Genomic DNA, 12,468 nt, shown 5'->3' on the forward strand with positions numbered 1-12,468 from the left:
CAACCGCGACGACAACTGATCGACCACGGCACCACATCATCCCAGCACCGTCACCGCCACGTGAGACCGGCTCTAAGGCTCGCTCACGTAGGCCAAATCCTCAGGTTTTGCTACTGTTGCTGAGTTTCTGGTCCACACTTGGTCCACGGGCACTGCGCTACTTGATCGACCGTCAAGCGCCTGAAATGCACTCCTCTCCACATATGCTCGTCCGACCTACTCGCCACTAGGTCCGCAAAAGACCATCAGGATCGGACAAACAAAAGTCTGCTACTGTAGATTCATGTAATGAAAATGCATAAGATTGCCGCCCTCAAGTATTTATTTCTTTACCTTCAAAAGCGGGTCATCACTTAGAGATGGAGCGGATAGCATTTTCATGACACGATCAGCCATGGATCGATTAGGCGACCAAAGTATCGTGCCACGGTGACGTTCCTTCCAAGCAAAAGATTCTGTTTGCAACTTCTCAAGTGCACTTGGCACCAAAGATCTTTGGTTTTCCGTGAGCCCTCCCCGATAAAAGGCAAGCTCCCGTCGCCCCTTACCACTTTTCATGAAGAGCTTCTGCAGGATCGTCAAAATAACTCGATGAAGATCGTCAATTGGAAGCGAAAGGATCGCTGTCGAGTTTTCCGAACTATCCGAAAAAGCTCCAATATTACAGCCATGCAGCCTCTCCTGAGAAAAAGCATCCAGACCAGAGACGCCAGACATAACCTCGATTTCACAGTTATACATGAGCGGCAACTTGGTGATATCCGATATTTCCGTAACGTCCAACTCCTGGATGATGCAATCTGAAAGCGTGACCCTTTCAGCAGATGTTGATCCCGACATGGTAAGAGATGGGAAAAAAAGTGAAGTTAGTGCCACATCTACATCAATCGATTCTCCCATTTGCAGGAGTAGTTGCACTAGATCTGCGGAAATCACTTGCAGGCGGTCATCTATAAGAACTGATTTTTTCAATGCATTTTTTAGCGCGCCAATCGCAATATCCCTGTCCTTAAAAAGATGTCGCAAAACCTCTTGACCAAGGTTCCCCAAAGGCGTTTGAATTCCCAGAAGGTGCTCGTGCTGATTTCTAATTGGCCATTCGACGTAGCGGATAACATCCCCTACCCGAAGTGCATCCGCGAGATCGTCATCAATAAATGTACGAGTATTTTTATCCGGCTCATAAACTTGCAAAGTGGCTAGGCGCTGAAGTAGAACAAAAGACTCCTGGTCAGGAAAATCATTACTGACCATTTTGAATGCATTGACCAGCTCATCAAATTTTAGTGGCCCGAGTCCGCTTGCTGTAGATCTAGCCATAGACGCAAGGCGTTCCAGAATCATACGGACAGCAGTTCCATCTACTTCGAATCCGAGGCGAGCTTCACGATTGCTAATAACGCCAATCAGATGGTCCCAGCCAGCAGCCCGGTCAACGTCGGAGATATTAGCAAATTGTTTTCCATCAAGGTCTTTCAACACGTCACGACTTGCAAGATGCGCGACCAGAAGAGGTCGAGGAGGGATCCACGCAGGAAAACTATCTTTTTTTTCGCGAAATGATAGCAGTTCACGCACCTGATCTAGGGTCAGGTCAGAAGCACTTAACATAAGCGCATCTTTAGGGAGACCTAATGCGCGCGTCATCTCGGAGTTACTATCAAAATAATGTTGCCTTCCGGCAACCATAACCCCAGTCCCGTGAGGAGTTTGATCTATAAAATTTCGAACTAGAGTTACAGTTCTCCTTCTTACTGTCTCAAGGGAGTTTATCGTACCGGGGTAGACGGGGGACGATATCTCGTCGAATCCATCCAGTAAAACTATAGTTTGACCTGCGCGCCATGCCCTAACCAATTGCTTGTCGTGCTCAAAGCCGACACGAGTACAATGCCTAAACAAAGCCTCTGACGGATCACTTTGACCATTGTGATCACGCAGATTTAGATATACTGGAAAAATACTACTTCGAGCCGCGAGTAAGTCTTTGGAGAGATTTAGAAATATCTGACGCATTGTCATACTCTTGCCAGCGCCAAACTCACCCAACAGAGCCACAATGCGCCCAGATTTTAATTCAGTCTGAATTTCATCGACACTTTTTGAAATTTTCTTATCTGGCAGCTCAGCAAGCCCAATCGGGATGTACCGGTCTCGGATTTGCGGTTTTTGAGTAAAAGGATCCAGCGCGCTGCCAAAGGGGTAGTTTTTCCGATCACTTATGTATCTGCCTGAGTCAATCAATTTATGCTGATACACCGAGAAACTCATAACAGAAATTTGCGGAGATATCTTGGCGACAGCTTCCCTCTGATGCGCCGATGGCTCTTGCTCTGTAATAAAAAACCCTCTAACTGCCTTATCCGGATATTGACGGCTAAGCATCAAGACAATATCTCTCAACTTAGTTCCGTCTTTTTTCGCTTTTTCCTTCTTTGTGGACCTGGTCGCCTCGATGGCTATTGCAAAGTCATCTGTAACAAATACTGCATCTCTCTCCTTGTCATCAATCATTTGAGCGCCACGCGATTCATTTCCTGGGTACAGAAGGCGCGCAAAGCGTCGAACTTCATCCTCAAATACTTGATCTTCTTCTTGGCTCGGATCTTTTACCACGAGATAACACCTTACCCGTTAGAAGAACCTTTATCAATGCTACAAATTAGATTCACTCGTTCGAGTGATTTTAGTAGGCAGCGCAGAAATTTCACCACCTATTATTAGGTGCGCAACATTTAATCCGCCTCTCTCGACAACCCATAATTCCCCTATCGGACACCGGATTGCGACATGCCCTCGTCAATTCCTGCAGGAAGCCCGTACTCAAGACAAATGACGCGGCCTTGACTATGTGAATAACAGGCATGCACAACTCGTCGAGCCAGCCTAGCAATCAAATAATTGCCAATCTCTGACGCTGGTACCCATTTCATTTGATACAGGTCAGAACGGTCAAGCTTAATTTTCTGCTCGCCGTCACCGATCGCTCTGCAATCAAACAACCAAAGGACTTTGTCACCTTCACTATTGTTCGGAGCCCAGTCCACGGCCAGTAGGCGCTGCGGGATGCGTTCGAGCCCCAACTTCTCCGATCGGCGTCAAGGTGGCCGACGACATCGAGTACATGCCGCACCGCCCCACTCCCTACCGCGCCCGCATCCGACGGACCGACCCCGAAACGCGGCGCCGATGCTCTATGTCTGAGTCGTGCGAGACCGAAGACCAGGCTCAAGCCTGGATCGACTCGATGAAGCAGGCAGCAGCAGGCGGGGGTGGATCCGACCGCGGGAACGATGACGCTTGCCGCCTACGGCAACGTCAACATGGCGTTGGCGCTCCGAGGGTTGGAGGCCGACGACCGATCCCTACCTGGCCGGGTGGCGAAAGCGCGTGATCCCGACCATCGGGCACGTTGCTGTCCAGATGGTCAGTTATGGCGTCGTTGACCGCGCGGTGCACGCGTGGATCGCCGACGAGTGCGGCAGGTCGACGGTGAAGAACAGCATCGCAGTACTGGTCCGTGTGATGGAGCAGGCGTTGCGGGACGAGATCATCGACCGGAATCCCGCCCGGATCACCGGGTGGCAGCGGGAGTACGCCAGTGCTGAGGACGAGTTGGACGACCCGGGGTCGCTCGCGCTGGTAGATTGGCGGGTGCTGACTCGGCTTGCTGACGCGTTGGTGTCCCGCTCCGCCGACGAGTACGAGGGGTGGCGCGATGTTGTGCTGTTCGCTGCGTGCACCGCGGCGCGTATCAGCGAGGTGTCCGTTTGCCGGGTGAAGGACATTAAAGCCAGTGAGTGGACGTGGAATGTCCGTCACCAGACCACCAACGGTCCGGGCGGGCTGATCGACAAGGGCACGAAGGGAAAACGTGCTCGCCATGTGCCGATCATTAGGGAGATTCGCGAACTCGTGGAACGCCGGATCAGCGCGACGGATGGAACCGAGGACGCGCGGCTGTTCGTCGGTCCGCGGGGAGGCCGGATTTCCATGGCCGTTCTGCGCGATGCGACCCATTGGGATGAAGTCGTGAGCAAGCTCGGGTACGAGCACCTACGCCGTCACGACCTGCGGCACACCGGTCTGACGTGGATGGCCGATGCCGGAGTGCCGGTCCACCATCTGCAGAAGATCGCCGGTCACGGCTCACTGACGACGCAGAGGTACCTGCATCCCGACCGTCGATCGGTCACCGACGCGGGTAATCTGCTGTCGAAACACCTGCAACGGCCCACAAGTGGTCCACAACTGTGCCTCATGTAGATCATGCCCCAGATCGACCACCGGACACGAAAAAGCCTTGTTTACCAGGCGTTACACCTTGCTCAGCAGGGCTGATTCAGACCGTCGGGACGACAGGATTCGAACCTGTGACCCCTTGACCCCCAGACACGTCTAAAACATGTCCTGACCTGCGGAAACGTCCTCTTTATGAGCTGCCTCGGCACAGTTGACGTCACTTGACGCATGTTCACGTCATCTCTGGCAGACCGACGCCTCCTCATCCGCTCCTCCTTCCCTGCCGAGAACCACTGCCCAGGAAGCAAACCGCAGTCGTACATCCACCGTCCGACCGGGCCACTTCAGCGCGAACGCGGGAAGCCCCGCGTGTACAGGGAGAATCTGCTGGAAGACCCCCGCGCGGTGACGAGATCGGCTCGGGGTTATCAGACGTGTTCTCCAGGGGAAACCCCCCGCGTGCGCGGGGACGAGCGTCGAGCTGAGCTCCACCATGGTGTCGAGCAGGGAAGACCCCCGCGTGCGCGGGGACGAGCCCACCGCGGGGGTGCGCCAGTCTCGTGTGGTCGGAAGACCCCCGCGTGCGCGGGGACGAGCGCGACGGCGTCTCCGTCCACGTCTACACGGGCGGAAGACCCCCGCGTGCGCGGGGACGAGGAGCTGGGGGCGTGGGGGAGCCGGACGAGGCACGGAAGACCCCCGCGTGCGCGGGGACGAGGCCCTGCCGGTGACCGGGGGCGGGCACCCGGACGGAAGACCCCCGCGTGCGCGGGGACGAGACAGGAGGTGACTGGGTGCCGACGCAGACCAGTGGAAGACCCCCGCGTGCGCGGGGACGAGCACGTGCAGCACGAGGCGCACGCGGTCGCCCGGGGAAGACCCCCGCGTGCGCGGGGACGAGTGGACCTACCTCTCGGGCTGACCGAAACGGCCGGGAAGACCCCCGCGTGCGCGGGGACGAGACGAGCTCGTGCCCGACGCGCTGCTGATCCGCAGGAAGACCCCCGCGTGCGCGGGGACGAGGACGACGCGTTCCCGCGGCTGTCGCTGCGCGAGGGAAGACCCCCGCGTGCGCGGGGACGAGAAGCCCACCGACCGCGCCCGGATCGAGGCGCAAGGAAGACCCCCGCGTGCGCGGGGACGAGGTGCTCTCCGATCTCTCCGCCGAACCCTGTAGGGGAAGACCCCCGCGTGCGCGGGGACGAGGAGTTTTCGGCGATGCGGAGGTTGAGGTTGTCGGGAAGACCCCCGCGTGCGCGGGGACGAGACGGGCGCGGTGTCCGGCGTCGTGTCGCCGGTGGGAAGACCCCCGCGTGCGCGGGGACGAGCACGGATCCGGTCCACACGCCGGACACGGCCGGGGAAGACCCCCGCGTGCGCGGGGACGAGCTCGTCCACGTCGGCCGTGTTGGCGCAGACGAAGGAAGACCCCCGCGTGCGCGGGGACGAGGGTGGCGCGGCGCAGCTGCTCGGTCCGGACCGCGGAAGACCCCCGCGTGCGCGGGGACGAGGAGGGGAGCGTCCCCGGCCAGCCCGGCAGTCGGGGAAGACCCCCGCGTGCGCGGGGACGAGGACACCGACGCCCTGGGCGGCGGAGGTGCGGGGGGAAGACCCCCGCGTGCGCGGGGACGAGACGATCTCGACCTCGTCGACCTCGACCACGGCGGGAAGACCCCCGCGTGCGCGGGGACGAGCCCACCGCGGGGGTGCGCCAGTCTCGTGCGGACGGAAGACCCCCGCGTGCGCGGGGACGAGGCTTACTGATCTGCGGTTTTGTGAATGGTCACAGTGTTTCTGATTCACTGCGTTTGAGGGCTTCTTGGCGGCTGTTAGGTCTTGGTCGGCGGAGTCGGGCGGACAGGACGAGGCCGTCGTAGTCCACGGGGTACCAGCGGTCGTGCCCGGCGGTGCGGACGGTCCAGCCCTGTTCGTTGTCGGCTGGTTCGGTCATGACGGCTTGGCCGTCTCGGATGCGTTCGGAGAGCAGTTCCCAGAGTCGGTCGCGGACGCGGCGGCTGGGTGTGCCGACGAAGACGCCGGCGGAGACTTCGACCATCCAGCGGGTGAGGTGGCCGCGGAGCCCTTCGGGTGCGGCGATGAGGACGACGACGGTCAAAACTCCACCTTCGCGGGTTGGGTGTCGTCGAACTCGGGGCCGATGATCAGCAGATGCTCGCCGGGTGGCGTGTCGGGGTCGGAGGCCCAGTTGACACCGCTGGACACGGCGCCGAGTTCGTCGTCCCACAGTTCGCTGGCGTCGTGGTCGAGGAGTTGTTCGCCCTCTGGCAGCAGGAGGTTCTTGATGTCGGTGACGATGCGGTGCAGCAGTCGGGTTTCGACGATGCGGTCGCGCAGGGCTGTGCGGGCGTCGCGTTCTTCGACGAGTCCTTGGGCGGTGAGGTCGAAGGCCAGTGGGATGGTGAGTTCTGCTTTGTAGAGGTCGGCGATGTCCATGACGAAGGAGGTGGCGGATCCGGTGTGGACGAAACCGAGTCCTGGGCTGGCGCCGAGTCCGGCGATGACGGCGTGGCAGATGCCGTAGAGGGCGGAGTGGGCGGCGGATAGGACGCGGTTGACGTCGTCTCCGGCGGCGAAGGCGTCGCCCGCCTTGTACTCGCGGCGGGTCCAGGGGACTCCGGTGCGTTGGGAGTGCTGTTGGTAGAGCTTCTTGACGCGGGTTCCTTCGCGGCCGCGGAGTTGCTGCATGGTGAGGGTGGAGACGTCTTCGCCGGGGAAGCGCATGGCGTACATGCGGCGGGCCACGGCGAGGCGTTCGGCGGTGCGGGTGACCAGCCAGGCTTGGCGCATGAGCAGGTGGGTGCCGCGGCTGGCGCCTTGTCCGCTGGCGTACATGCGCACGCCGTGCTGGCCGACCCAGCACACGGCGGTGCCGGAGTCGCCGAGCAGGCGCATCGCGGCGTGGGTGATGCGGGTGCCGGGGCCGAGCAGGACGACGGCGATCATGGCGGCGGGGACGCGGACGGTGCGTTCTTTGTTGATCAGGACGATGGCGTTGTCGTCGCGGTCGACGTGGGTGCGTTCGGCGTAGACGCTGGAGACGCGGTCGACGACCCGGTGCAGGTCGTGGGGGTGGGCCTGCCACCACATGTCAGGCATGCGGGGTGCCTCGCAGGGGTGCGAGGGTGAGCAGGCCGCATCCGTAGGCCTTGTTGGGGCCGATGCCGGTGAGCATCGTGGTGCGCAGCTTGTCGGGGTCGGTGATGGCGAGTCGGCCTTCGAAGGTGATGGCCTGCATGGTGACGGGGTGGCGCATGCCCTTTTTGGAGATGGCGTGGCGGGTGGTGTTGACGATGCGGACCTCGTGCGGGTCGCTGGCGCCGGGGTCGGGTGTCATGCCGGGGGCGGGGGTGTCGGTGCGGGCGGTGGGGATGGTGAACCCCCAGTTGTCCGTGCGGCGCAGCAGCCAGTCGAGCTGGTGGGCGGCGGTGCGGTGGGCCAGGCGGAACCCGCGTCGGGGCTGGTCTGCTCCGTGGCGCTCGGTCTGGGACTCGGTGCGCTTGTCGGGGGTGGGGGTGGACTGGACCGGGTTGGCGGTGAGGCGGAAGGCGAACTCGCGGCCGGTGGCCAGGTGGCCCAGCACGGGTGTGTAGTCGCGGACGAGGACGTGGTCGCCGTCTGCGTCGGGCCAGCCTGCTTGTTCGACGATGTGGGACCAGTCGGGCCGGGCGGGGCTGAGCACGAGCAGTTCGATGCGCTGGTCGCGGGTGTCCAGGCGCCACAGGACGCGGCCGTCGCGCGGTGGGTCGGGGAAGCCTCCCATGACGGCGCCATGCAGTGTGCGCGGGTTGCGCACGAAGTCTCGGCCCTTGACGCGCAGGGGATTGAGTCGGATACGGGACAGGTACGTCACAGGTCACCACTCCAGCAGTGCGAACGGATCGTGATCGGTGTTGTCGGCGGTGCCGGCTTTGCCGGTGGGGATGTCGACCCAGCCGTGGCGCACAGCGCGGGTCGTGCGACTTCGGGTGAGGGGGGCGAAGGAGACGGGGTGGTCGTGTTCGACGTCGGTGGTGCCCGTGCCGTCGTCGGCGCTGTCGTCGGCCGGTGAGATGTCGGTGGTGGTGGGCAGGGTGACGATCGGGGCGAGGGTGCCTCGCTTGCGGAGCTGGTCTCTGGTGTGCTTCGACACCAGCCAGGGGGTCTCGCGCAGTGCTGCGGTGATGGTGGTGTGGGTGTGGTCCTCGAGCAGCAGTGGTTGGGTCGGGACGCACGAGCGGCGTCCCAGGGCGAGGGGGAACGCGGGGTGGGTGAGGGCGTGGCGCAGGGTGTCGATCAGGTCGCGCGGGCCGGAGACGGCGGCGAGGAAGATCGCGTCCTGCAGGTAGAAGCGCTGGGTGATGTGGGTGTGTTTGGCGGGGCTGGTCGGCTTCTGGGCGCCTTTGGCGGTCAGCGACGCCGAGGGCAGCGGGACGCCGCGGTAGTCGCTGCTGGTGTGGTAGTCGCGCAGCACGGTGCCGGCCTGGTCGACGCGCACTCCCAGTGACAGCGCGCCCAGGTCGGTGATGGGGTCGGTGCGGGTTCGTCCCTGGGCGGCGGCGAGCAGGCCGATGACACCGGACTTGGTGGGCCGGTCTGCGGTCTCGCGGCGGTTGAACGTGCTGGTGCTGCCCCAGGACTGCAGGGGCGCGGCGAGCCGCAGCAGCAGCACCGCGGTGTCGGCCGCTGCCGGCGGTGCCGCCGCGGCAGAGGCGGGGGTGGGAGGGGTGGTCATCGGGTCTGCTCTCCGGCCAGCCAGTCGGCGGTGAACCGCTTGAGGTCGGCCAGGAGGTCGGGGAAGGGCTGTGAAGCGCCGAAGGCGCTGTCCAGGCCGTCGGTGGTGCTGTTGTAGCAGGCCAGGGTGCGGACGGGGCGCAGTCCCCAGTTCTGGGTCGCGCTGGTCAGCTCGGCGGCCAGTCGGGACACCGACTTGTCCAGCACGCCGGTGCGGGAGTTCACCGGCTCTTCGAACGCGGAGACCAGGTTGACCGGCTGGTCCTCGCGTGCGACGACCAGCACGAGGCTGGGCAGGGTGCGGTGGGCGAAGGAGTTGCCGTGCCCGGAGGGCATGGAGCGCACGAAGCTGTCGACGAACAGCTCCACCGCGTCGGGAACGGCGTCGGTGCCGCCGAGGTTGGTCTCCAGCTGGGTCAGTCCCAGGGTGGCGTAGCGGTAGAGGGTGGCGGAGTTGAACTCGATGGTGCCGATCATCCCGGCGCCGGTGTTCTCGCGGGTGTTCTCGTCGTCGACGGCGGTGTAGTAGTCGAACTCGATCTCGACCGGGTGGGTGGAGATGGCGTGGGCGACCTGGCAGGCGGCGTCGACGTTGAGGTTGGGGATGTCGGCGACCATGCGGCCGAACAGCGCCACGTCGACCGGGTGGCCGGTGCCCAGGATCGCCTTGACGTCGACCTCGGCGGCGGCCTTGTCCAGCGCCTCGTCGTCGAGTCCGGCCAGTTCCCCGATGCGGTCCTGCACGGTGCGGGTGATGTCGTCGAGCTGGGGGCGGCCGAAGAACAACAGGTAGGAGGTCTGTTCGGCGTTCTTCTTGCTGGGCTTGATGCCCAGCGGCTTGAGCAGCGCGTTGCTGATGCGGGTGGCGTCCTCGACGGTCACACCGGGCAGCGCGGCCAGGCGCGTGGAGAGCAGGCCCGAGATCTGCTTGGTGCGGGTGGCCAGGTCGGCCTTCGGGACCCGGTCGGCGAAGGCGGTGCGCGTGGCGCGCTTCCACGCCTGCGAGGACACCCGCGATCGGCGGGCGCCGCCGTAGATGGCCTGCTTGGGGCTGCCGGCGTCGTCCCGGTTCAGGTTCGAGGGCGGCACGGTCTGCAGCACGTGGACGTCGAGGTAGCGGTTGTCGGGCACGGTCGTACTCCAAACAGGAATGAGAGGTCTCGGGAGAGGAGCTGGTGTTCGGGTCAGGCGGATGGTTTTTTGTCGCCGTCGGTGGACTGCCAGGCGTGGAACTGCATGCCCCAGCGCCGCCTCACCTGGCCGGGGCCGTCGGGGAAGGACCAGGTGAGAAGGTCGCGCCACAAGCGCGAGTAGTCCAGCGCGATGGTGTGCGTGCGCAGCTGGGTGATCAGTCCGCGCAGGTGGGCGACGAGTTCGTCGGTGCTGGTGGCGGTCGCGGCAGCGTTGAAGCGGCGGGTGACGGCCGCTTCGCTGACGCTCTCCTTCCTGCTCAAGTCACGCAGTGCCGTGCCCAGTCCGACACCCGGCCGGTGCATGGACGTCGACTTGGACTGCTGGTGCAGCCCGTACAGGCTCAGCGCCACGTGTTCGGCGACCAGTCGCGGTGAGTGCTCATCGGGGACGACCGCCTGGTAGAAGGGCCACATCTGCGGGACGGAACCGGCAGGTCTGCCCAAGCCCCGGCGCAGCGCGGCCAGGTCCTGTCCGGATGGTGTGTCCTTCGCGTGCTTCCAGCGGCCTTGGTCGTCGGTGTTCTTCTCCCAGTACCAGCTGTCACGGCGTTCGGGTTCGGGCATGTCAGCTCTCCGGATCGGAGTTGCGGCGGCGGAGGGTGGCCGCGGCCAGTGGCAGGATCTGGGCGACGTTCGTGCGGAAGGACGACTCGGCGCGGGGTGAGCAGTGCGTGACGTCCTTGCCCTTGATCGTCTCGGTGACGCCGGCGAACTGGCGTGGGGAGGCGTTGTTCAGCAGCGGCTCGGCCACCTCGAACGCGGCACGCCACGCCACCTGTTCCCACGCGGCGCGCACGGCGTCCACGGCGTCGTGGTCGTAGCGGGTCTGGAGCTTGGCCAGCGCGCGGCGGGTGGTCTTGTCCAGTGCGTGCAGCACCCTGTCTCCGGGGCGCTGCCCCTGATCCCACGGCAGCGGGTCGGCTCCGGATGCGCGTCGCAGGTCGGCCGAGAGCATGTTCAGCGCTCGGGCCAGGCGGTCGGCCTGCTCCGCGATCTGGACGATCGCGTCGCGCACGGTGATCTCCCGCAGCGCGGCGACCGGGAGCGGGATCGAGTCGGCGATGACGTTCTCCACCACGGCCGACTGGTTTCCGTACTCGATCCCGACGGTGAGCACCCGCAGCGGGTAGTCCTGGTCGAGGACTTCGGCGAGGAGTTCGACCTGCCCGCTGGTGACGACCTTGGTGGTGCCCTCGCCCAGGGCCAGCAGGGCGTCCAGGCCCCGCCAGGCCGACCGGCCGGACATGTGACGCCGCGGTCGCAGCGGTGGGGCGCCGCTCTTGGGCTTCTGGTCGGCGTTCCACGTCGTGTGCGGCTCGAACGGCGGTGTCTGCAGCAGCCTGTCCCCCGCCGCCACGACCACCGAGGTCACCCGTGTGCCGTCGGGGGTGTCGGCGGTGTGCAACCGGATGCGTCGCGACTGCCACGTCAGCAGCTGCAGCGGCCCGGTCGCGTGCGCCGATCGCCACGCGGGTGTCCACGGTGCGCGCCGCCACTGCGGTCGGTCGTCCTCGGACAGGCCGTCGTGGAGGATCGGCAGGTTCAGCACCACGGTTTCGGCCAGTGTGCGTCCCACGGGAAGAACCATTCCCAGCTGCCCCAGGGGGCCGGTCGGGTTGCCCGTGGTCTTGCCGCCCTTGACCTGCTCGTCGCCCTTGGCGCCGGTCTTGATCGCCGCGGTGTCCCAGCAGTGCGCGTGCAGCAACCAGCGAGCGGCCTCCGCGGGGCGCAGCGGCAACGGATCGTCGCCCGTGCGGCCGGAGAACAACGGCACGTTGTTGCCCGAGGCGATCGAGGGGATCAGCAACGACACGGACTTGGTGTCGTCCTTGGCCGTGCGCAGACCCGCCACCTGCGCGAACGGGTACACGGGGTGGAACAGCTCGAACCGGTCGTGGTGCTCGGTGAAGTAGCCGAGCAGCGCCGCCCGCCGGGTGCTCGCCCACTCGTCCCGAACGCGGCCGTCGGCTTCCAGCCGCTCGTCGGAATGCAACAGCGAACCGTCGGTGAAGGCCCGCATCCAGCGCTGCCACTCAGCGGCCGAGCGCGGTGCACCCATCGCGTCCATCACCAGCGGCAGCAGGAACTGCCGGAGCAGGACCGGAAGCATCGTGGGGACGTCCACGTCCAACTGCTGGATCTCCGCGGACCGCAGGACGGCGTCGCGGCCGGACAACTCTGTGTGATGATCATCGATCCGGACCGGGATCCACGGATCGTCTAGAAGGTTCATCCTCCTCATTTCCTCTGTCGTGCGGCTCAGCGAGCCGGTCTCGACGTCGATGTCCTCGAAGACACACGT

9 protein-coding genes and 1 CRISPR repeat array are annotated in these 12,468 nt (G+C 63.8%); of the genes, 1 reads left to right on the plus strand and 8 read right to left on the minus strand.

All coding sequences use genetic code 11. The annotated features are described in order from the left end of the window. Positions 1-321: 321 nt before the first annotated feature. On the minus strand, positions 322-2,616 hold the full coding sequence (locus tag IMZ35_RS25990) for an NACHT domain-containing protein (RefSeq protein WP_199443830.1): 2,295 nt from the start codon (positions 2,614-2,616) through the stop codon (positions 322-324). A 774-nt stretch (positions 2,617-3,390) separates the two neighbouring features. On the opposite strand from IMZ35_RS25990, the gene IMZ35_RS25995 reads away from it, so the two are divergent. Further along, positions 3,391-4,266 (plus strand): tyrosine-type recombinase/integrase, encoded by an 876-nt coding sequence (locus tag IMZ35_RS25995; protein ID WP_307868791.1) that lies wholly within the window; start codon positions 3,391-3,393, stop codon positions 4,264-4,266. Positions 4,267-4,688: 422 nt separating this feature from the next. Continuing rightward, positions 4,689-5,997: direct repeats of the CRISPR family, unit length 28 nt; unit sequence GGAAGACCCCCGCGTGCGCGGGGACGAG. 28 nt (positions 5,998-6,025) lie between these two features. Here IMZ35_RS25995 and cas2e read toward each other — a convergent pair. The 7 genes from cas2e to casA are packed head-to-tail and all read right to left on the minus strand — an operon-like array spanning position 6,026 to position 12,408. After that, complete coding sequence (gene cas2e, locus IMZ35_RS26000) at positions 6,026-6,358, minus strand: type I-E CRISPR-associated endoribonuclease Cas2e (RefSeq protein ID WP_199443831.1); 333 nt, start codon at positions 6,356-6,358, stop codon at positions 6,026-6,028. Next, complete coding sequence (gene cas1e / locus IMZ35_RS26005; protein ID WP_199443832.1) at positions 6,355-7,359, minus strand: type I-E CRISPR-associated endonuclease Cas1e; 1,005 nt, start codon at positions 7,357-7,359, stop codon at positions 6,355-6,357. The genes cas2e and cas1e overlap by 4 nt, the downstream gene beginning before the upstream one ends. After that, positions 7,352-8,113: a type I-E CRISPR-associated protein Cas6/Cse3/CasE gene (gene cas6e / locus IMZ35_RS26010; protein ID WP_199443833.1), complete on the minus strand. Its 762-nt coding sequence runs from the start codon at positions 8,111-8,113 to the stop codon at positions 7,352-7,354. The genes cas1e and cas6e overlap by 8 nt, the downstream gene beginning before the upstream one ends. Before the next feature lie 3 nt (positions 8,114-8,116). After that, on the minus strand, positions 8,117-8,974 hold the full coding sequence (gene cas5e, locus IMZ35_RS26015) for a type I-E CRISPR-associated protein Cas5/CasD (protein ID WP_199443834.1): 858 nt from the start codon (positions 8,972-8,974) through the stop codon (positions 8,117-8,119). Then, a complete protein-coding gene (cas7e, locus tag IMZ35_RS26020) occupies positions 8,971-10,104 on the minus strand; it encodes a type I-E CRISPR-associated protein Cas7/Cse4/CasC (protein ID WP_199443835.1) in 1,134 nt (377 codons plus the stop codon). Before cas7e ends, cas5e begins: the two co-directional genes overlap by 4 nt. 53 nt (positions 10,105-10,157) lie before the next feature. Next, positions 10,158-10,730, minus strand: a complete 573-nt coding sequence (gene casB / locus IMZ35_RS26025) for a type I-E CRISPR-associated protein Cse2/CasB (protein WP_199443836.1) — start codon at positions 10,728-10,730, stop codon at positions 10,158-10,160. A gap of 1 nt (position 10,731) precedes the next feature. Continuing rightward, the gene (gene casA, locus IMZ35_RS26030) at positions 10,732-12,408 is read right to left on the minus strand and encodes a type I-E CRISPR-associated protein Cse1/CasA (RefSeq protein ID WP_438816898.1); all 1,677 of its coding nucleotides are present in this window, start codon (positions 12,406-12,408) and stop codon (positions 10,732-10,734) included. Positions 12,409-12,468: the final 60 nt, after the last annotated feature.

Source organism: Umezawaea beigongshangensis, from assembly GCF_016464305.1.
Classification (GTDB): Bacteria; Actinomycetota; Actinomycetes; order Mycobacteriales; family Pseudonocardiaceae; genus Umezawaea_A; species Umezawaea_A beigongshangensis.

Bases quoted from the DNA above. Each gene is read 5' to 3' on its own strand.
- cas1e (WP_199443832.1), bottom strand. From the start codon at position 7,359: ATGCCTGACATGTGGTGGCAGGCCCACCCCCACGACCTGCACCGGGTC.
- cas5e (WP_199443834.1), bottom strand. From the start codon at position 8,974: ATGACCACCCCTCCCACCCCCGCCTCTGCCGCGGCGGCACCGCCGGCA.
- casB (WP_199443836.1), bottom strand. From the start codon at position 10,730: ATGCCCGAACCCGAACGCCGTGACAGCTGGTACTGGGAGAAGAACACC.
- casA (WP_438816898.1), bottom strand. From the start codon at position 12,408: ATGAGGAGGATGAACCTTCTAGACGATCCGTGGATCCCGGTCCGGATC.